This window comes from Gordonia amarae NBRC 15530, from assembly GCF_000241345.1.
GTDB classification, from domain to species: domain Bacteria; phylum Actinomycetota; class Actinomycetes; order Mycobacteriales; family Mycobacteriaceae; genus Gordonia; species Gordonia amarae.
The window spans coordinates 31,289-51,457 of sequence record NZ_BAED01000051.1 but is presented as its reverse complement, the minus strand read 5'-3'; the positions used below and the strand labels follow the sequence as shown (position 1 = coordinate 51,457).

Annotated in this window: 14 protein-coding genes; 7 read left to right on the top strand and 7 right to left on the bottom strand. The window is 67.7% G+C overall.

Annotation, left to right across the window (positions count from 1 at the left end; genetic code table 11):
- Nucleotide 1 precedes the first annotated feature (1 nt).
- Nucleotides 2–1,324 carry an McrC family protein gene (locus GOAMR_RS14735; protein ID WP_005189318.1) on the top strand — a complete coding sequence of 441 codons (1,323 nt, stop codon included), beginning with the start codon at nucleotides 2–4 and terminating at the stop codon, nucleotides 1,322–1,324.
- A gap of 200 nt (nucleotides 1,325–1,524) precedes the next feature.
- The gene (locus tag GOAMR_RS14730; protein WP_005189315.1) at nucleotides 1,525–2,814 is read left to right on the top strand and encodes an ammonium transporter; all 1,290 of its coding nucleotides are present in this window, start codon (nucleotides 1,525–1,527) and stop codon (nucleotides 2,812–2,814) included.
- A 36-nt stretch (nucleotides 2,815–2,850) separates the two neighbouring features.
- Here the strand turns inward: GOAMR_RS14730 and GOAMR_RS14725 are convergent, their stop codons facing one another.
- Nucleotides 2,851–4,068 (bottom strand): ABC transporter substrate-binding protein, encoded by a 1,218-nt coding sequence (locus tag GOAMR_RS14725; RefSeq protein WP_138943750.1) that lies wholly within the window; start codon nucleotides 4,066–4,068, stop codon nucleotides 2,851–2,853.
- Between the two features lie 205 nt (nucleotides 4,069–4,273).
- Here GOAMR_RS14725 and GOAMR_RS14720 point away from each other — a divergent pair, with 205 nt between their 5' ends.
- The 3 genes from GOAMR_RS14720 to GOAMR_RS14710 are packed head-to-tail and all read left to right on the top strand — an operon-like array spanning nucleotide 4,274 to nucleotide 7,796.
- Nucleotides 4,274–6,277 (top strand): ABC transporter permease, encoded by a 2,004-nt coding sequence (locus tag GOAMR_RS14720; RefSeq protein ID WP_005189305.1) that lies wholly within the window; start codon nucleotides 4,274–4,276, stop codon nucleotides 6,275–6,277.
- Nucleotides 6,274–7,071 (top strand): ABC transporter ATP-binding protein, encoded by a 798-nt coding sequence (locus tag GOAMR_RS14715; protein WP_005189303.1) that lies wholly within the window; start codon nucleotides 6,274–6,276, stop codon nucleotides 7,069–7,071. The genes GOAMR_RS14720 and GOAMR_RS14715 overlap by 4 nt, the downstream gene beginning before the upstream one ends.
- Complete coding sequence (locus tag GOAMR_RS14710; RefSeq protein ID WP_005189300.1) at nucleotides 7,068–7,796, top strand: ABC transporter ATP-binding protein; 729 nt, start codon at nucleotides 7,068–7,070, stop codon at nucleotides 7,794–7,796. The genes GOAMR_RS14715 and GOAMR_RS14710 overlap by 4 nt, the downstream gene beginning before the upstream one ends.
- On the opposite strand, the gene GOAMR_RS14705 is transcribed toward GOAMR_RS14710, so the two are convergent.
- Nucleotides 7,786–8,445, bottom strand: coding sequence for a DedA family protein (locus GOAMR_RS14705; RefSeq protein WP_005189297.1), 660 nt, complete (start codon nucleotides 8,443–8,445; stop codon nucleotides 7,786–7,788). The genes GOAMR_RS14710 and GOAMR_RS14705 overlap by 11 nt on opposite strands.
- Before the next feature lie 75 nt (nucleotides 8,446–8,520).
- Complete coding sequence (locus GOAMR_RS14700; RefSeq protein ID WP_050942742.1) at nucleotides 8,521–9,378, bottom strand: formylglycine-generating enzyme family protein; 858 nt, start codon at nucleotides 9,376–9,378, stop codon at nucleotides 8,521–8,523.
- A 153-nt stretch (nucleotides 9,379–9,531) separates the two neighbouring features.
- On the opposite strand from GOAMR_RS14700, the gene GOAMR_RS23695 reads away from it, so the two are divergent.
- Nucleotides 9,532–10,473: a phosphatase PAP2 family protein gene (locus tag GOAMR_RS23695; protein WP_005189292.1), complete on the top strand. Its 942-nt coding sequence runs from the start codon at nucleotides 9,532–9,534 to the stop codon at nucleotides 10,471–10,473.
- Between the two features lie 51 nt (nucleotides 10,474–10,524).
- A complete protein-coding gene (locus GOAMR_RS14690; RefSeq protein ID WP_005189290.1) occupies nucleotides 10,525–11,634 on the top strand; it encodes an NAD-dependent epimerase/dehydratase family protein in 1,110 nt (369 codons plus the stop codon).
- Nucleotides 11,635–11,637: 3 nt separating this feature from the next.
- On the opposite strand, the gene GOAMR_RS14685 is transcribed toward GOAMR_RS14690, so the two are convergent.
- The 4 genes from GOAMR_RS14685 to gltB all read right to left on the bottom strand — a co-directional run bounded on the left by GOAMR_RS14685 (nucleotide 11,638) and on the right by gltB (nucleotide 20,139).
- Nucleotides 11,638–12,519, bottom strand: coding sequence for an acyl-CoA thioesterase (locus GOAMR_RS14685; RefSeq protein WP_005189288.1), 882 nt, complete (start codon nucleotides 12,517–12,519; stop codon nucleotides 11,638–11,640).
- Between the two features lie 22 nt (nucleotides 12,520–12,541).
- Nucleotides 12,542–13,963, bottom strand: a complete 1,422-nt coding sequence (gene pyk / locus GOAMR_RS14680) for a pyruvate kinase (protein ID WP_373278776.1) — start codon at nucleotides 13,961–13,963, stop codon at nucleotides 12,542–12,544.
- Between the two features lie 106 nt (nucleotides 13,964–14,069).
- Entirely contained in the window at nucleotides 14,070–15,575 is a 1,506-nt protein-coding gene (locus tag GOAMR_RS14675; protein ID WP_005189285.1) for a glutamate synthase subunit beta, read from the bottom strand.
- Nucleotides 15,568–20,139, bottom strand: coding sequence for a glutamate synthase large subunit (gene gltB / locus GOAMR_RS14670; RefSeq protein ID WP_005189283.1), 4,572 nt, complete (start codon nucleotides 20,137–20,139; stop codon nucleotides 15,568–15,570). The genes GOAMR_RS14675 and gltB overlap by 8 nt, the downstream gene beginning before the upstream one ends.
- Nucleotides 20,140–20,169 lie beyond the last annotated feature (30 nt).

The following is a 20,169-nucleotide window of genomic DNA, read 5'->3' as shown; positions in this document are numbered from 1 at the left end:
AATGATTGAACTGCCCGAGTACGCAACAGCATTCGCTGACGATCAGCCCGCACCGGACGCACCACGGCGGGAACAGATTTCGCGGGAACTCGGCGCCCGGCTGGGGGTCGAGTGGCTGGCGGGCGGACGCGTCGCGATCAAGGCGTCATCGTGGGTCGGCACCATCGACCTAACCTCCGATCTGAGCGTCCGGGTGATCCCCAAGCTCGCCGGAAACAACCTCGGCGTCCTGACCATGCTCGCGGTGGCCGAGGGCCTGACACCCGACCACCTCCCCCGGTTCCTGCGCGATCTGTCCGCCGATCCGGACGAGGACGCGCTGCAGATCCTGTGCCGCCTGGTGGTACACGCCACGGAGGTGCTGTTCGCCCGTGGGCTGGTTCGTGACTATCGGGGGCACGCCGACGATCTGCCGTACCTTCGCGGAAGACTCGATGTCTACCGCCAGGCCACCACACATTTCGCCCAGCTCGACCGGCTCGCCTGCACCTTCGACGAGTTCGACCACCGCAACATCGAAAATCATCTTCTCCTCGCCGGCGTCAACGCCGCCCGGCGCGCGGCCACCGAGATGAGTGTGCGACGACGCGCCGCGGCCCTCGCCGAACGCCTGTCCGCACTCGCGCCGACCCTGCCCGACACGGCACGACTGTTGTCTCATCGAATCGTGTACGGCCGCCGGACCGAGCAGTATCGCAGCGTGCACACGTGGTGCCGGGCCCTGCTGCGGCTCGCCCAGGTCGATGCCGTCAGCTCAGCGAACACCCAGTCCGCGACCGCATTTCTGATCAACATGAACACCCTCTTCGAGCGGTTCGTGGAACGCCTGGTGTCGCACGCCTTCGAGGCGGACGGACTGCTCATCGAAACGCAACGGCACAACCCGTCACTGATCACCGTCGACGGAGTGAACTCGGGCCGATCGGTCGCACCCGACCTCGTCGTCACCGACAGGTTCAGCGCCGTCGCCATCGACGCCAAGTACAAGCGCTATTGCGGTGGCAACGACGTATCCCCCGCGGACACCTACCAGCTGCTGCTGTACGCGCAATGCTATGTGGGGTTCACCGCGATACCCACGTCCTACCTGATTCATCCCGTCGAATCCGGCGATCCGGTGTCGACGCTGATGGAACTGACCGTGCCCGGTGAGTCCGGGTCGCGCCGCGTGCGGGTCCGGACCATCGGTATCCCGATACCTGCAATCCTCGACGGCCTCCGTATCGGAGACCCTTCCGGATTCCAGGAGACCATCGAATTCCTCAGGCGAACAATAAAACTCGAATCTGCCACCCGGAACAGGGCTGCGCTGTCCACTGTGTGAAGTGACGGCAGGCAAGCCGCACGCCACCGCGCGAGGCCGAAGGGCCGGGGCCCGCTGCCGACCTGTCGGGACCTGCCGGCCGGCCAGGTCACCATGTGCCCGAAATGCCGGAAATCGTTGCGGCATCATCAGATTGCCGTCGAGCACCCGCCGCCCGGCGGCTAGACTTTCGTCGCCCGCAACGACGGAAGGACACGATAATGTTCCCTGCGCATGGCACCCCCGACGGGGGCGACACCGCGTGGATGCTGGTGGCGTTCGCGCTGGTCTTGCTGATGACGCCGGCACTTGCCCTCTTCTACGGCGGCATGGTGCGCTCCAAGAGCGTCCTCAACATGATGATGATGTGCCTGACGTCGATTCCGATCGTGTGGATCGTGTGGGTGACGTTCGGATACTCACTGGTGTTCGGGGAGGATCACGGCGGCTTGATCGGTGATCTGACCAGCTTCGCCGGGCTTGAACACCTCTACGGGAACGGCGGCGGGCACGGCACGCCGCTGGTGGGAAAGATCCCGGCGATCCTGTTCGTCGCCTTCCAGGCCGGATTCGCGATGGTGACTGTCGCCCTCATCGCCGGCGCCGTGGCCGACCGGATGCGCTTCGCGTCGTGGATCATCTTCGCCACCGCCTGGTCGGTCCTCGTGTATCTGCCCGTGGCGCACTGGGTGTTCAGCGCTCCCGGACTGACCGCCGCGGACGGCGGCTGGATCGTCTCGCATCTGCGGGCAATCGACTTCGCCGGCGGTACGGCCGTCGAGATCAACTCGGGTGCTTCGGCGTTGGTGCTCGCCCTGATCATCGGCCGGCGGCGGGGCTGGCCGAAGGATCCGATGCGGCCGCACAACCTCCCCTACGTCATGCTCGGCGCGGGATTGCTGTGGTTCGGCTGGTTCGGTTTCAACGCCGGGTCGGCCCTCGCGGCCGACGGGTCCGCCGCGCTGATCGCCGTCAACACCCTCGGTGCGGGCGCGGCGTCGATGGTGGCGTGGCTGGTCGTCGAACAGATCCGGCACGGGCATCCGACGTCGTTCGGCGCGGCGTCGGGCGTGGTGGCCGGGCTGGTGGCGATCACCCCGTCCTGTTCGGCGGTCACTCCCGTGGGCGCACTCGCGGTCGGCGTGGCAGCCGGAGCCATCAGTTGCATGGCCATCGAACTGAAGTTCCGCTGGCGCTACGACGACTCCCTCGACGTGGTGGGCGTTCACTTCGTCAGCGGTGTGGTCGGAACCCTGATGATCGGTCTCGTCGGCAGCGGTTCGGCACCCTCCGGTGTCGACGGCCTGTTCTACGGCGGCGGCATCGACCAGCTCTGGCGGCAGGCTGTGGCCGTCATCGCGGTGATGGCGTACGCCATGGCCGTGACCGCGCTCCTGGCCGTGGCCATCGACCGCATCATCGGTCTGCGGGCCGACCGCCAGCACGAGGCGGACGGCATCGACGACGGCCAGCACGCCGAATCGGCCTACGACTTCCACTTCCTGAAGTAGAAGCCGCAGGCCGATCCGGGCACCAACGGAGAACTGCTACTTGATCACGTCACCGCACACGGGCTCGGCGTCCTTGCGGGGCACGAACGCGTTGCCCTGCAGATCGATCAGGTAGTAGCACTCCTTGTCGGGTGAGATCTTGGTGAAGCTGCGCTTGAGCGGGAACAGGCCGCCCGCGTCCCAGTTCTCGTCGGCGCGCAGCGTGGTCATGAAATCGGCCTGCGACGCATCACAACCGGCCTTCTCCAGGCCGTAGATCAACAGGTCCGCGGCCCACCAGCCGTAGGTCTGACCGAAGGTGGGGATGCCGGTGGCCGACCCCGCGTACTTCTTGAGGGCCTCCGAATACTTCTGCGTGGCAGGGGTGTTCAGCTCAACCGGGCTGAACTGTGGCATGAATGTCATGCCCTGGGCACCCTTCACCGCCGGCGCCGAGGCCAGCAGGTCGCCGCCGTAGCCGGACGCCGACATCACGCTCTTGAGCTGCACACCCGACTGCTTGAGTCCGGCGATGATGGCCATCGAGGTCTCCGGATTCACCGGCAGGAACACCGCCTGAGCACCGGAGTTCTTGATTCCCAGCACAATCGAACCGACATCACTGGACCCGAGTGCCAGCTTGTCGTAGAACAGGCCGCGTTGCAGGCCCGCCTTGTCGGCTGAGCGCAGGATCTGCTCGGCGCCCTTACGGGAGGATTCGGTGTCGTACGACACCGCCGCCACCTTGGTGACGCCCATCTTCTTCCAGTACTCACCGATGGTCGCGTAGGTCTTGTCGAAGTCGGGCACCTTGGGGGCGGCGGCGAACAGGTTGTTGCCCGACTGCAGCCACTGCGGCGCGGCGTCGAACGCGCCGCCGATCACCGGCGTCGACTTACCCGCGGTGGTGACGAACTGGGCGGCACCGAAGAAGTACGACGAGATGCCGACCATCGCGTACACCTTGTCCTGCTGGATCAGCTTCTGCGCACCGGCCAGCGCCCCCTGGGGGCCGGACTGGTCGTCGGCGGTCACCAGGTTGAACTGGGTGGACGAGCAGGGACCGCCGGAAGCCTGGTACGCCTTGAACCGCGCCTGCATCGCCTGATCAACACCCTTGAACGCCGCACTCGCCGGGCCGCTCTGCGACATCAGCAGACCGACCTTCACCGACCCGCCCGCGGACGTACCCTCGTCGTCGCCACCACCGCACGCCGACGCCAACATCGTCACCGCGGCGAGAACGCCCGCGGCCCGGACAGCAGTTTTTCGCAAAATCCCTCACCAGCCTTCACAGAAACACTCGGCTCCGACATCGGAAAACCAGCGTCCCCCAACTCTGGAAGACCCTTACTGTTGCCCTTTCGGAGTTGACAACTGTTGTGTCTTCCGCCACGTTAACATGCAGAGATCGGAAATCCCCCACATCGGGCAGACCCGGTCCGGAACAAGCCCGTCGATGATGCCCTGGAGGGTGCGTGTGCTCTCGTATGTCCTGGTAGGTCTGTCGCTCGGCGCGATCTACGCGATCGCCGCCGGATCGCTGGTGATCACCTACGTGGCGTCCGGGATCTTCAACCTGGCGTTCGCCGCGATGGCCTACACGGTGGCCCGCTGCTACTACTTCCTCAACACCGAGCAGAGCTGGGGCATCCTCGCCTCGGCGGTCGTGAGCCTGGGCGTGTTCGCCCCGCTGCTCGGGATCGCGCTGTACGCCGTACTGTTCCGGCATCTGCGGCTGCGGTCGACGCTGGTCAAGCTCGTCGCGACCATCGGTCTGTCGGTGGCGCTGCCGCCGCTGGTCAACCTGATCTTCGGCAAGCTCACCAACCCCACCGCCCCCGGCCTGGCGCCGCGGCCACTCGGCGTGGTGACCGTGTTCGACACCGCCATCAACGGTGACCAGATCGCCACCTACCTCGGACTGCTGGTGGTGCTGGCGACCGGCATCGGGTTGCTGCGCTTGACCTCCGTCGGTCTCAAGGTACGGGCACTGGTCGACTCGGAGGCAATGACCGCACTCAACGGCATCAGCCCGGGACGCGTCTCGATCGGCGTGTGGGCGGCCAGCAGTGTGCTCGCCGGGCTCGCGGGCATCCTGCTCGCCCCCACCGCCGGCCTCTCGTCGGAGGCGATGACCGGGCTGATGGCCACCGCGTTCGCCGCGGTCGTGGCCGCGCGGCTCCGCAACCTCGGCGTCGCGATCGGCGTCGCGCTGCTGATCGGTGTGATCACCGGCGTGGTGCAGAGGTTCGTCAACGCCGACAGCGACGTCGCCGCCAAACTCGTGCCGAGCGTGCCGTTCGTGCTGATGCTGCTGTTCCTGATCTATCACGCCTTCCGCGGGCAGGCCGGCGACCTGGTCAGCAGCGGCGGCCTCGACCGCGCCATCAGCACTCAGGCCGACGAGAACATCTCCAGCACAAGGGACTTCTCCGACCGGCCGCTGTGGCGCAGGCCCGGGTTCATCGCGGCCGCGATCGTATTCGTGGTGATCGCGATCCTGCCCACCGGTCTCGACGAGTACTGGACGGCGCGGATCACCGCCGGTATCTGCCTGGCCATCGCGATGCTCTCGTACACCCTGGTCGTCGGTGAGGGCGGCATGGTGTGGCTGTCCCAGATCACCTTCGCGGGCCTCGGCGCGATCATCGCCGCCGAACTGGCCACCAACCAGGGCTGGTCCCCGCTCCTGGCCATTGTGGCGGCGGCCGTCGTGGTCACCCCTGTCGGTGTGCTCATCGGCATTATCACCATCCGGCTCGGCGACCTGTACGTGGCACTGGTGACGCTGAGCTTCGGTCTGCTGATCACCACACTGGTGTTCACCACCGACAGCATCGCCAACTACGGCATGGGTGTGGCGCTGTTGCGCCCCGACTTCGTCTCCGACAGCACCTCTTTCGCCTATCTCGCGCTGGCCGTGTTCGCGGTGGTCGCGTTCGGAGTCTTCAACCTTCGCCGCTCCACCACCGGTCTGGCGATCAGCGCCGTGCGGTGGAGCGAGAACGGTTCGCGCACACTCGGACTGAGCATCGCCACCGTGAAGGTGCTGCTGACCGCACCGGCCACCTTCGTCGCCGCCGTGGGCGGCGGTTTCCTCGCGATGAACTTCGGGTCGACCCTGCCCGAGAGTTTCAGCCCCTTTCTGGGGATGGTGTGGCTGGCGGTCCTGGTGACCATCGGGTCCCGGTCGATCGTCGCCGCGCTGGTGGCCGGCGTGCTGTTCTATCTGATGCCCGCGATCTTCGACAACTACCTGCCCTCGGATCTGGCCGAGGTGCCCACCATCCTGTTCGGACTCGGAGCCATCGCCGTGGCCCGCAACCCCGAGGGTGTCATCGCCCAGTTCGGTGACGCCGCACTCGGTCTCGCGGCCAGGCTCCGGCGGCCCAGTCCCCCGCCACCGGATCCGGCGGACACCGCCCCGTCGCCAACCCAGGAAATCGGAGGGCAGAAGGTGACCGGAGGAACATCGGCATGAGCGCATCATCCAGGCTGTCCGCGCACGAGGTGACCATGCGCTTCGGCGGTCTCGTCGCCCTCGACAGCGTGTCGATCGACGTCCCGCAACGCTCGATCGTCGGGCTCGTCGGGCCGAACGGCGCCGGCAAGTCCACCCTGTTCGGGGTGCTGTCGGGGCTGCTCACCCCCACCTCGGGCACCGTGACGTTCGACGACGCCGACGTCACCCGGGCGTCGGCGCGGACCCGCGCCCGTCTCGGGATGGCGCGCACCTTCCAGCACCCGGAACTGTTCTCGACGCTGACCGTCCGCGACCACATCGTTCTGGCCGACCGGATCCGGTATTCGCGGGCACGCCTGTGGACCGACCTGTTCACCGGCCGCGGCCTGCGCCGACCACCCGCCGACGAGACCGCCCGCGTCGACGACCTCATCGACACCCTCGGCCTCGGCCCGATCGCGCACCGCGCCATCGGCGACCTGCCGCTCGGTTCCTGCCGGCTCGTGGAGGTGGCCCGGGCGCTGGCGGTGGAACCGACACTGATGCTGCTCGACGAACCGTCGTCGGGCCTGGACGTGGCCGAGACCGCCGAACTGGCGGCCGTGTTGCAGCAGGTGGTGGCCGACCGCGATGTGTCGTTGCTGTTCGTCGAACACGACGTGGAGTTGGTGCTGCGGATCTGTGACTCGGTCCACGTGCTCGACTTCGGAGTGAAGATCGCCGCCGGTACCCCCGAGGAGATCCGCAACGACCCCGCGGTGCGCGCCGCGTACCTGGGCGAGGACGTCACATCACAGGAGAAGGCACGATGACCGGAACACCGCTGCTTCGCGTTCAGGAACTGAGCGCGGGATACGGTCCCGCGCAGGCACTGTTCGGGGTGTCGTTCGAGGTGCCGGCCCGGTCCGCGGTGGCGGTCCTCGGACCCAACGGTGCCGGCAAGTCGACGCTGGCGCGCGCCCTGTCCGGGCTGATCCCGGTGACCGGCGGCACGGTCGGGTTCGACGGCCAGGATCTGACGGGTGCGTCGGCCACCGCGATCCGGCGCGCCGGGCTCGTCCACCTGCCCGAGGGACGCGGCATCTTCCCCGGTCTCACCGTTCACGAGAACCTGCGGCTGGCGCTGTCCGTCGACAAGATCAACCAGGCCGAGGCCTTCGAGCGGGCGTTCGGCTACTTCCCCGCCCTGGCCTCACGCCGCAAGCAGACCGCGGGCACCCTGTCAGGCGGCGAGCAGCAGATGCTGTCGCTGTCGCGGGCGCTGATGGTCAACCCGAAGCTGGTGATCGCCGACGAGATGTCGCTGGGCCTGGCCCCGATGCTCGTGGACGCCGTGTTCGACGGTCTGCGGGCCGCGCTCGATTCCGGGGTGGCGGTCATCATGATCGAACAGTTCGCGGGCAAGGCGATCGCGTTCGCCGATCAGTGCCTGATCCTGCGGCGCGGCGCGGTCGCCTGGTCGGGTCCGGCGGATCAGGCCGGCGGCGAACTGCTGCACCGCTATCTGGGTGCGGCCACCGCCGGCGTCAGTGACTGACCGGGGTTTCCTGCGGCGGCTCTCCGACGGCGTCGGCCAGGGCCGCGGCCGGTTGCCGGAACCGCTTGACCACCCACCAGGCGACGAGTCCCACGATGATCAGCGCGCCGATGGAGAGCATCAACGTGGCACCGAGCTTGGCGCCCGCGAAATAGCCGACGAGCAGGATCGTGGTTCCCCAGGTGACCACGCCGACGAGGTCGGCGATCACGAAGTTGGCCACGCGCATCCGCACGATGCCCGCGACCGGCGGCATCAGGGTGCGCACGAAGCCGAGCCAGCGTCCGGTGGCGACGGCGATCATGCCGCTGTCGTTGACCCGGTTCTGGGCCCTGACCCAGCGTTCACCACCGAATCTGCGGCCGGCTTTCGACGACATGATCCGCGGTCCGCTGACCCGGCCGATCCAGTAGCCGGTGAGATCGCCCGCAAACGCCGCCACACACAACGCGACGACGAGCCAGCCGATGTTGGTGGGTCCGACCGCGGCCGCGACACCGGCGGCCAGCACCACACCGGCGGACGGCAAGATGAATCCCATCACCAGGGTCGCCGTCTCCACGTAGACGATGGCGCAGGCGATCAGGTACACCGCCCACGACGGCACGTCGGCCACCAGGCCTTCGAGCCAATCCGCGATTCCTGACACATATCGAAGGTAGCCTTTGGCTGCGCAAATCCGCCAATTCGTTTCAGCAGGCAGGACGCTACCGGCCCCTGTCTGTCACAGATCCGCGGCGCAGCGAAAACCCAGATGCCCGGTGGCCGAATCGTCGGACTGGGCAGATCGGGCCGCCGGACGGTACCGCCTGCAGTATTCGGGGGCGCACAGGAACGACCCGCCCTTGGTCACCCGCATCACCCGCGGAGACGTCGTGGGTGCCAGCAGATCCGGGCGGCCGTCGGCCTCGACCACCGGACCGTCGGCATCGCTGATGTCACTGTGCCGGGGCACAAAAATGTCACTGACGCGCTCCCAGACATTGCCGATCATGTCGGCGAGTCCGTAGCCATTGGCCGGGAACGTCCCCACCGGCGATGTCGAACCCCAGCCGGCGTTGAGATACGGAAACCGGCCCTGCCAGGTGTTGGCCATCACCTGATCACCGGGCCGGAACTCCTCACCCCAGGCGTACTCGGCGCCGGACCTACCGCCGCAGGCGGCGAACTCCCATTCGGCCTCCGTCGGCAGGCGCCTGCCCGCCCAGTGCGCGTACGCCTGCGCGTCGCGGTAGGCGATCTGGACCACGGGATGGTCGGGACGATGGTCGACAGTGCTACCGGGTCCCTGTGGTGACCGCCAGCTCGCGCCGGGCACCCACCGCCACCAGCGGGTCCAGTCACCCAGGTCGACGGGACCGTCTGTCGGGGTGAAAACGAGCGCCCCCGGGATCAGCTGCTTCGGGTCGGCGCCGGGAAAGTCGGCCGGGTCGATCGGTTCCTCGGCGACTGTGACATAACCGGTGTCGGAAACGAATCGCGCGTATTGTGCGTTGGTCACCGGGTGGCGTTCGATCGCGAACGCCCCGACCCTGCGCTCATGCGCGGGCCGCTCCTCGGGATAGTGACGATCCGAACCCATACGGAACACTCCGCCGGGCAGCGGGACGAGTTCGGTCAACGGCACCTGCCCAGCCTAGAGCGACGGCGCCGGGGTCCGCGCGCCGTGCGGCCCGCCGGGCGCGGCGACTACCCTTCGAATGCGGGAGGCACCCCGCCCCTGGAAAGGACACCGATGCGCTACGACCCCCGGACCATCGACACTGTGACGGACGGGTCGGTGCGAGCGGCTGTCCGGTGGGCGATTCTCCTCGTGGTCGCGGCGGCGGCATGCGCCGGCACCTACTACCTGATGGTGCGTACCGAGCGGGGTCAGACGATCGAGGACTACGCGCTGGCGGGCTCCGACCAGATCGGCAGCAACGCCGGGTTGCGGGCCGGTGACTTCCTGTCCCAGATATCGACCACCTCACTGGTGGTCACCACCATCGTCATCTTCGCCATCGGGCTGGCGCGCGGCCGGCTGCTGCTCGCCCTGGCCGGGGTCGCGATCGTGATCGGCGGGCAGGTGGTGGCGCAGCCGCTCAAATCGGAACTGATCCGGCCCGACCTGCTCGAGGCGACCGGGGCACCCGACCACAACAGTTTTCCCAGCGGGCACAGTGCGATCGCCGCGAGCATCGTGTGCGCGTTGCTCGTCGTGGTGCCGTACCGGCTGCGGGGCATCGTCGGGGTGATCGGGGTGACCGGTGCCACCGCGATCAGCACCTACACCGTCGTCGCCAAGTGGCACCGGCTCTCGGACACGGTGGGCGCCAACGCGGTTGCCGTCGGCGTCGCCTGCCTGGTGATGCTCGTGTGCACCGCCTGCGGCGCGATCCGGCTACAGGTGGTGGCCCCGGGGTCCGGCAGTACCGTCCTGCGCAACGCGGCGGTGGTGGCGCTCACCGGCGGGGCGATGGTGGTGTCGGTGGGAGCTGTGCTGGTGATCGCCGACGGCTGGAACCGGGTACCGCTGGACTGGGTGTCGTCGGACAGGTTCCTGCTCGGGTCTCAACTGCTGGCCGCGTCCGCGACCGTGCTGTGCCTGATCGCCTTCTGGGCCACCCTGTACCGGCTGGACCTCGCACCCCGCCGCCGGGTTTCGGTGGGTGGAAGCACCGTGTTGCGGGTCTGAATCCGCCGATAGGGTGTGTAAGACACCCAGCCCGACACAGAAGGGATGTCTATGACACAGAGCGGTCTACGAGTGCTCGTGACGGGTGCGTGCGGCCTGGTCGGGAAGGCGACCGTGGCGCAGCTGCGGGCACGGGGCTTCCACGTCACCGCCACCGACCTCGACACCCCCGCCGGACGCAAGACGATCTCGCGGCTCGCGACACAGACCCGTGACCTGCCGGGCACGCTGGCCGTCGAGTGGGTCGACCTCACCGACGACGCGGCCGTCGGTGCGCTCGTCGCTCGCGTCAAGCCCGACGCCATCGTGCATCTGGCCGCCGTCATCCCGCCCTTCTGTTACGAGAACCGGACGCCGGCCCGCGCGGTGAACGTCGGCGGGACCCGCAGCCTTGTGGCTGCCGCCGCGAGTCTGGATACTCCCCCACGCTTCGTGCAGACCTCCAGCATCGCGGTGTACGGACCGCGTAACCCGTACGCGGGCAAGGGACTCCTGCGACCGGACACCCCGGTCAACCCCCGCGACCTGTACGGCGGGCACAAGGCCGAGGCCGATGCGATCGTGCGCGAGTCGGGACTCGAATGGGTGATCCTGCGGCTCGGCGGTGTGCTGCCCGACAGCCTGCTCACCGCCAACCCGCGGCTGGCCGAACTGGACGCCGTCCTACCCGAGGACGGCCACGTGCAGACCGTCGCCGCCACCGACGTCGCCACGGCGTTCACCAACGCCGTCACCACCACCCAGATCCGCCGCGAATACCTGATCGGCGGCGACGACACCCACCGCCACATGCAGGGTCCGCTGGTGAAGGCAGCCGGCGAATCACTCGGTATCGGTGGTGCGGTGGGCAGCCACGGCCGCCCGGGGAACCCGGACGACGACACCGCGTGGTTCGCCACCGACTGGATGGATTCTTCCGAATCACAACGGGTGCTGCGGTTCCAGAACACCACCTTCGGGGAACTGATGGCGCGCGGCAGACTGGGCGGCCCCATGCGGCTCGCGATGACCGCGGCGACACCGCTGATCCGGGAGGTTCTCCGGCGTCGCTCCCCCTACCGCGGTAAACCCGGTCGCTACGCCGACCCGTGGGCGCTGATCAGCGCCACCTGGGGCGATCCCGATCCCGACCCGGAAAGCCTTGCCGCGATTAAGGACTGACTTTCATTTCTTGCGGGGGAAGTGCCGGATCAGCGCTTCCTGGGTGACCGACGCCGCCAAGGTGCCGTCACGCATCCAGAACCGGCCAGACCCCAGTCCCCTGGCCCCCGCGGCCACCGGAGACTCGGTGGCGTACAGCAGCCAGTCGTCGAACCGGAACGGCCGATGGAACCACATCGAATGGTTGACGGTGGCCGCGAACAGCCGGTCGAATCCCCACGACAGGCCGTGCGTGGTGATGATCGAGTCGAGGACCGTGGTGTCGGAGGCGTAGCACATCGCAGCCACATGCAGCACCGGATCGTCGGGCAGCGGGCCGTCGGTCTTCATCCACACCCGGTTGTGATCGAGGCTGCGGCCGGCCTCACGCAGCTTCCAACTCGGATCGTTGGCGAACCGGACGTCGATCGGGTGCAGGGCGTCGACGAACGTCGCGATCTTGTCCTCGTACCCCTCGAACAGCTCCCCCATCGTCGGCAGGCCCTCCGGATGCGGTGCCTCCGGGATCGCAACGGCGTGTTCGAGACCCGCCAGCGCGTCCTGGAACGCGACGAGCATCGTGCAGAGCTCCTCACCGTCCTGCATCGCGGTGACCTGCCGGTTGGCGAAGGACTTGCCGTCGCGGAAACGCTGCACGTGATACTCGATCGGCTTGTGCACGTCGCCGCCGCGGATGAAATGCGCGTGCAGGGCGTGCACCGGTGGATTGCCGCGGGTCAGCGAGCGGGCGGCGGCCACCACGCCCTGGGACAGCATCTGCCCGCCGAAGGTGCGCGGGGTGCTCACCTTCGGCGGGTTCTGGCCGATGAACAGATCCTCGCCCGGGCGTTCGAGGTCGAGAATCGACAGCAACTGCTCGAGGTCGTGGGAGGGTGCGGCGTTCATAGGCACACCCTATCGGTGCGGGTCAGTGGTCCTTCTCACCGATCTTGTGGACGTGGATCATGTTGGTGGAGCCGACGGTGCCGGGCGGTGCGCCGGCCACGACGACCACCACGTCGCCGTCCTTGAGCCGGCCGATCCGCATCAGCTGGGCGTCGACCTCCTGGATCATCTTGTCGGTGCTCTCGACGTGATCGACGATGAAGGTCTCGGTGCCCCAGCTCAGGGCGAGCTGGCTGCGAACCGCCTGCAGCGGGGTGAACGCGAGCAGCGGCAGCCGCGAATGCAGCCGGGCCAGGCGGCGCACGGTGTCGCCGGACTGGGTGAACGCCACCAGCGCCTTCACCTCCAGGCGTTCGCCGATGTCGCGGGCCGCGAACGAGATCACGCCGCGCTTGGTGCGCGGGACGTGCGAGAGCGGCGGCACATCACGCGAACCACCCTCGACCGCCTTGGCGATCTTGTCCATGGTGGCCACCGCCTCCACGGCGAACTTGCCCACCGATGTCTCGCCGGACAGCATCACCGCGTCGGCGCCGTCGAGCACTGCGTTGGCCACATCCGAGGCCTCGGCGCGGGTGGGTCGCGAGTTCTCGATCATCGAGTCGAGCATCTGGGTGGCCACGATCACCGGTTTGGCGTTCTCCCGGGCCATCTGGATGGCCCGCTTCTGCACCAGCGGAACCTCCTCGAGCGGCAGCTCCACACCGAGGTCGCCACGGGCCACCATGATGGCGTCGAACGCCAGGACGACGGCCTCGAGGTTGTCGATGGCCTCGGGCTTCTCCAGCTTGGCGATCACCGGCACGCGCCGTCCCACGCGGTCCATCACGTCATGGACCAGCTCGATATCTGACGGGCTGCGCACAAACGACAGCGCGACCATGTCGACGCCGAGTTCCAGCGCGTACTCCAGGTCGGCGATGTCCTTCGCCGACAGCGCCGGCACCGACACGTTCATGCCGGGCAGCGAGATGCCCTTGTTGTTGCTGACCGGGCCGCCCTCGGTGACGGTGCAGATCACGTCGTTGCCGTCGACCCCGGTGACGATCAGGCCCACCTTGCCGTCGTCGACGAGCAGCCGGTCGCCGGCCACGGCGTCGCGGGCCAGGCCCTTGTAGGTGGTGGACACGCGCTCGTGCGTGCCCTCGACGTCGTCGACGGTGATGCGGATCTCGTCACCGTTCTCCCACACCGTTTTTCCGTCGCAGCCGTCGAACCGGCCGAGTCGGATCTTGGGACCCTGCAGGTCGGCGAGGATGCCGACGGCCTTCTCGGTGATATCGGTGGCACGCCGGATACGCGTGTACATCTGCGCGTGGTCCTCGTGGGTGCCGTGGCTCATGTTGAGCCGGGCCACATCCATCCCGGCCCGCACCAGCTCCACGATCTTCTCGTCGGAAGCGGTCGCCGGACCCATCGTGCAGACAATCTTTGTTCGTCGCATCGTCACCATGGCTACCTTAGTCCCGTCGGGTGGGCTTCTCTATGCGGTCGTGCCGTTCGCGCCTGGAGGCGCCCGGAAGGTTCAGCCGAAGTTCATCCGCCCGCCGCTACCGCACGCTGAGGGGCAGCGCGGCCGGTTTCACCGGCGACGGAAGATCCGATGCACCCATCAGGAACTCGTCGACGGCCCGGGCGGTCGAGCGGCCCTCGGCGATCGCCCACACCACCAGGGAAGCCCCTCGGTGTGCGTCTCCGCATACGAACACGCCGGGCGTGTCGGTCTGCCAGTCGCTGCCACAGGACAGCGAACCACGCTTGTTGGGGGTCAGACCAAGCCCGTCGAGCAACGGTCCCTTCTCGACCCCCTCGAACCCGATCGCGAACAAGGCCAGCTCGCACGGGATCTCGAACTCCTCACCGGCCGGGGTGATCGACCGGCGGCCGTCGGCGTCGCGGGTCACGGTGACCTCCGCCAGCACCATGGTGGTGACATTGCCGTCGGCGTCGCCGACGAACCGCTGCACCGCCACCTGATACCTGCGGTCACCGCCCTCGGCGTGCGCCGACGAGGTGCGCATCACCAGTGGCCACGTCGGCCAGGGTGATCGCGAGTCGTCGCGGTCGACGGGCAGTTCGGGGTTGTAGTCGAGCTGCACCACCGACGCCGCGCCCTGCCGGTGCGCGGTGCCCAGGCAGTCGGCGCCGGTGTCGCCGCCGCCGATGATCACCACATGCTTGCCGGCGGCGCTGATCGGGCTCGGTCCGTCGCCCTCGCATTCGCGGTTGGCGGGCACCAGGTGCTCCATCGCCAGATGCACGCCGTTCAGCTCGCGACCGGACACCGGGTTGTCGCGGGCGGTCATCGCGCCGATCGCCAACACCATGGCGTCGTGCTTGCCGCGCAGTTCATCGACCGAGATATCGGTTCCCACACCGCAATTGACGACGAACGTGGTGCCCTCGGCCTCCATCTGGCCGATACGCCGGTCGATGTCGGACTTCTGCAGCTTGTATTCGGGGATGCCATAGCGCAGCAGACCGCCGAGCCGGTCGTCGCGCTCGTAGACGGTCACCTCGTGTCCGGCGCGGGTCAACTGCTGCGCGGCCGCCAGACCCGCCGGACCGGACCCGACCACCGCCACCGACTTTCCGGTGCGGGTCTCCGGAGCCTCCGGCTGGATGAAGCCGTCATCCCAGGATTGGTGCGCGATGGTCTTCTCGATGCGTTTGATGGTGACGCTGCCACCGGTGGTGGGTTCCGAGATCGACAGCACACACGCCGCCTCACACGGCGCCGGGCACACCATGCCGGTGAACTCGGGAAAGTTGTTGGTGGCGTGCAGTCGGGCGCTGGCCGCATCCCAGCGGCCGCGGCGCACCAGATCGTTCCATTCGGGAATGAGGTTGCCCAGCGGGCAGCCGGCACTTCCGGAGTGGCAGAACGGTATTCCGCAGTCCATGCAGCGGCGCGCCTGATCGGAGACGTCGGTGAGCTCCAGCCTGAGGTCGGCCGGGTGCGCGTAGACGTCACCCCAGTCGTGGATCCGCTGGCCCACCGGCCGGTACTTGGCCTCATGCTTGGCCACATCGAGAAAACCGCGCGGATCAGCCACGTGCCGCCTCCATGATCGCTGAATCGACGTCACGCCCCTCGGCCTCGGCTATCTGGGCCGCGTCGAGGACCCGCTTGTAGTCGCTGGGCATGACCTTGGTGAAGCCGAGGCACCGGCGTGGCCAGTCGGCCAGAAGCGAGGCCCCGACCGACGAATCGGTGAGTTTGGTGTGGGTGGCGATGGTGTCGTACAGCCACAGCAGGTCGTCGGGGTCGGGACGCATCAGCGTCACCAGCGCCTTGTTGACCTTGTCGGCGTCGAGGTCGTAGACGAAGGCGATACCGCCCGACATACCGGCCGCGAGGTTGCGTCCGGTGGGTCCGAGGATCACCACGCGGCCACCGGTCATGTACTCGCACGCGTGGTCGCCCACGCCCTCGACGACCGCGACGGCACCCGAGTTGCGCACCGAGAACCGCTCGCCCACCCGGCCGCGCAGATACACCTCACCGGAGGTGGCGCCGTACAGGATCGTGTTGCCGGCGATCACCTGGTCTTCGGCGACGAACCACGAATCCTGGTGCGGGGCAACGACGATCCGTCCACCACACAGCCCCTTGCCGACGTAGTCGTTGGCGTCTCCGGCCATGTTGATGGTGACGCCCGGCGGCAGGAACGCGCCGAGCGACTGCCCCGCCGAACCGGTGAGGTTGACGGTGATGGTGTCCTCGGGCAGCCCTTTGGCGCCGTACCGGCGGGTCACCTCCGAACCGAGAAGCGTTCCGACGGTGCGGTTCACGTTGCGCACCGGCAGGTCGATGGTCACCGGACGGGCGTCGCTGAGCGCGCCCTCGGCCAACTGCACGATGGTGTTGTCGAGCGCCTTGTCGATGCCGTGATCCTGGCCGGTGGTCCGGCGCGGCGAACCCGCGTCGGGAACCCTGCGGAAGATCGGGGTCAGGTCGAGCCCCTGGCTCTTCCAATGTGCCAGTGCCGCATCGGTGTGCAGCCGCTGAGACTGACCGATCGCCTCGTCGAGAGTGCGGTAACCCAACTGCGCCAGATACTTTCGCACGTCCTCGGCGATAAACCGGAAGAAGTTGACGATGTGCTCGGCCTGGCCGGTGAACCGGGCGCGCAAGGTCGGGTTCTGGGTGGCCACACCCACCGGGCAGGTGTCGAGGTGGCAGACCCGCATCATGATGCAGCCGCTGACCACCAAAGGCGCGGTGGAGAATCCGTACTCCTCGGCGCCGAGCAGGGCCGCCATGATCACGTCGCGGCCGGTGCGCAGCGCGCCGTCGCACTGGACGGTGATCCGGTCGCGCAGGCCGTTGAGCATGAGGGTCTGCTGGGCATCGGCCAGGCCGATCTCCCACGGTGTGCCCGCGTGTTTGAGCGAGGTGAGCGGCGAGGCGCCGGTGCCGCCGTCGTGGCCGGAGATCAGCACGACGTCGGCGTGCGCCTTGGACACGCCCGTCGCCACCGTGCCGACGCCGACGGCGCTGACCAGTTTGACGTGAACCCTGGCGCGGGTGTTGGCGTTCTTCAGGTCGTGGATCAGCTGCGCCAGATCCTCGATCGAATAGATGTCGTGGTGCGGCGGCGGCGAAATGAGTGCCACGCCCGGCGTCGAATGCCTGGTCTTGGCGATCCACGGGTACACCTTGTACGCCGGAAGCTGTCCGCCCTCACCGGGTTTGGCACCCTGGGCCATCTTGATCTGGATGTCGGTGGCATTGATCAGGTAGTCGCTGGTGACACCGAACCGGCCCGACGCGACCTGCTTGACCGCGCTGCGGCGCTCCGGGTCGTAGAGACGGTCGGTGTCCTCGCCGCCCTCACCCGAATTGGAGCGCGCGCCGATGCGGTTCATCGCGATGGCGATGGTCTCGTGCGCCTCGGCGGAGATGGAGCCGTAACTCATCGCACCCGTGTTGAAGCGCTTCATGATCTCCGACGCGGGCTCCACGTCGTCGAGCGGAATCGGTTCGCGCTCACTCAGATCGAGCTCGAACAGTCCGCGCAGGGTGCCGCCGGCCCGAGACAGCCGGTCGACCTCGTCGGAGTACTTCCCGAACACCTCGGCCTGCCCGGTCCGGGTGGCGTGCTGCAACAGGAACACCGTCTCCGGGGTGAACACGTGCAGTTCACCCTCGCGGCGGTACTGGTACTCGCCACCCACATCCAGACGCCGGTACACCTGCTCGGTCGGGTTCTCCGGGAACGCCCTGTGGTGACGGATCCGCACCTCCTCGGCGAGTTCGTCGAGACCGACACCCTCGATCCGGGACACGGTGCGGGTGAAGTACTCACGCACCACCTCCGATGACAGGCCGACTGCCTCGAAGGCCTGCGCACCCGTGTACGAGCTGATGGTGGAGATACCCATCTTGCTCATCACCTTGAGCACACCCTTGCCCAATGCCTCGACATAGTTGCGCACAGCCTTGGCCGGGCGCACACCGATCAGCTCACCCTCGCTGATCAGGTCCTCGATCGACTCCATCGCCAGATACGGGTTGACCGCCGCCGCGCCGAAACCGATCAGCAACGCGATATGGTGAACCTCACGGGCATCGCCGGACTCCACCACCAGCGCCACCTTGGTGCGTTCCTTGGTGCGCACCAGATGATGGTGCACGGCCGCTGTCGCCAGCAGTGACGGGATCGGGGCGTGCTCGCGGTCGGTGTGCCGGTCGGAAATGATCAGTGTGCGATAGCCCTGCGCGATGGCCGCACTCGCCCGCTCCCGCAGATCGGCCAGCGCCGCCGCCAGACCGGCGCCACCCTTGTCCACCTCGTACAGGCCGCTCAGCACCGTCGCCGCCAGGCCGGGGTGCTCGCCGTCGTCGTTGATGTGCACGATCTTGGCCAGTCCCACCTTGTCCAGGACCGGCCCGTGCAGCATGATCTGCCGGCACGACGCCGCCGACGGTTCCAGCGTGTTCTGCTCCGGGCCCATCACCCGCGCCATCGAGGTCACGATCTCCTCGCGGATCGCATCGAGCGGCGGATTGGTGACCTGCGCGAACAGTTCGACGAAGTAGTCGTAGAGCAGCCTGGAACGTTTGCTGAGCACCGCGATCGGGGTGTCGGTGCCCATCGACCCGAGCGGTTCGTACCCCGACGAGGCCATCGGGGTCAGCAGCACCCGCAGATCCTCCTCGGTGTACCCGAACGAGAGCTGCCTACGCACCACAGTGTTGTGGTTGGGCTGGTACACCGGGCGCAGCGGCAGCGTGGAGATGTCGAGCAGGCCCGCGTGCAGCCACTCGTCGTACGCCTCGGCGTTCATCAGATCGCCCTTGATCTCCTCGTCCGGGATGATCCGGGCGTGCGCGGTGTCGATCAGGAACATCTTTCCCGGTTCGAGGCGGCCCTTGGCCACCACATCCTCGACCGGCACGTCGAGCACACCGGCCTCCGAGGCCAGGATGACGCGGCCGTCACGGGTCTGCCACCAGCGGCCCGGCCGCAGACCGTTGCGGTCCAGGACCGCACCGACCAGGGTGCCGTCGGTGAACGTGACGCACGCCGGGCCGTCCCAGGCCTCCATGATCGAGGCGTTGAACTGCAGGAACGCCTTGCGTTTGGGATCCATGTCCTCCACGTTCTCCCACGCCTCCGGCACCATCAGCATCACCGCATGCGGGATGCTGCGGCCGCCGAGGTGCAGCAGTTCGAGCGTCTCGTCGAGCGACGCTGAATCCGAGGCCTCCGGGGTACAGATCGGGAACGCCCGCGACAGATCGCCCGGGATCAGGTCGGTGGCGAGCATCGCCTCCCGCGCCCGCATCCGGTTGCGGTTGCCGCGCACCGTGTTGATCTCACCGTTGTGGGCGACGAACCGGAACGGATGTGCCAGCGGCCACGACGGAAAGGTGTTGGTGGAGAACCGCGAATGGACGATCGCGATCGCACTCATGCACCGTTCGTCGCGCAGATCGTCGTAGAAGAGCGGCAGCTGCATCGTCGTGAGCATGCCCTTGTAGACGATCGTGCGGCTCGACAGCGACGGGAAGTACAGGCCGGTGCCCGCGGCCTCGATCTCGTCGGTGACACGTTCGGCCTGCTTGCGGAACGGATAGATCGCCCGGTCGAGGTCGATGCCGGCGAGACGGTCATGCCCCAGCGACGGGTCGACGGTGACGAACAACTGCGACATGAACGGCATGCATGCCAGAGCGGTGGCGCCGACATCGGCGCGCCGCGGATCGACCGGCAGATCGCGCCAGCCGAGGATCGTGATGCCTTCGGCGGCAGCCAGATCGGTGACCCGCTGCACGGCGGAGGCCCGCAGCTCCGGGTCGGCGGGCAGGAAACACACCCCCGCGGCGTAGGTGTTCTCCCCCGACGCGCTCGGTGCGGGCAACGCGAAGTCGGTGGCCGCACGGAACAGCTCGTCGGGAAGCTGGATCAGGATGCCCGCGCCGTCGCCGCTGTTCGGTTCGGCGCCGGCCGCGCCGCGATGTTCGAGGTTCTCCAGCGCCAGCAAACCGTCGGCGACGATCGAATGGGAGCGCCGACCATAGATGTCGGTGACCATCGCGACACCGCACGAGTCGACTTCCTGGACCGGATCGTACAAACCCTGCTTTTCCGGGAGCGCAGAAAACAGCATCGAGACCTCCACACTCGAACGCGTCGGCAA

What these genes read in the sequence shown, in the direction of transcription:
- GOAMR_RS14735 (WP_005189318.1), top strand. Translation starts at nt 2, where the DNA reads ATGATTGAACTGCCCGAGTACGCAACAGCATTCGCTGACGATCAGCCC.
- GOAMR_RS14730 (WP_005189315.1), top strand. Translation starts at nt 1,525, where the DNA reads ATGTTCCCTGCGCATGGCACCCCCGACGGGGGCGACACCGCGTGGATG.
- GOAMR_RS14715 (WP_005189303.1), top strand. Translation starts at nt 6,274, where the DNA reads ATGAGCGCATCATCCAGGCTGTCCGCGCACGAGGTGACCATGCGCTTC.
- GOAMR_RS14710 (WP_005189300.1), top strand. Translation starts at nt 7,068, where the DNA reads ATGACCGGAACACCGCTGCTTCGCGTTCAGGAACTGAGCGCGGGATAC.
- GOAMR_RS14700 (WP_050942742.1), bottom strand. Translation starts at nt 9,378, where the DNA reads ATGGGTTCGGATCGTCACTATCCCGAGGAGCGGCCCGCGCATGAGCGC.
- GOAMR_RS23695 (WP_005189292.1), top strand. Translation starts at nt 9,532, where the DNA reads ATGCGCTACGACCCCCGGACCATCGACACTGTGACGGACGGGTCGGTG.
- GOAMR_RS14690 (WP_005189290.1), top strand. Translation starts at nt 10,525, where the DNA reads ATGACACAGAGCGGTCTACGAGTGCTCGTGACGGGTGCGTGCGGCCTG.
- GOAMR_RS14685 (WP_005189288.1), bottom strand. Translation starts at nt 12,519, where the DNA reads ATGAACGCCGCACCCTCCCACGACCTCGAGCAGTTGCTGTCGATTCTC.
- pyk (WP_373278776.1), bottom strand. Translation starts at nt 13,963, where the DNA reads ATGCGACGAACAAAGATTGTCTGCACGATGGGTCCGGCGACCGCTTCC.
- gltB (WP_005189283.1), bottom strand. Translation starts at nt 20,139, where the DNA reads ATGCTGTTTTCTGCGCTCCCGGAAAAGCAGGGTTTGTACGATCCGGTC.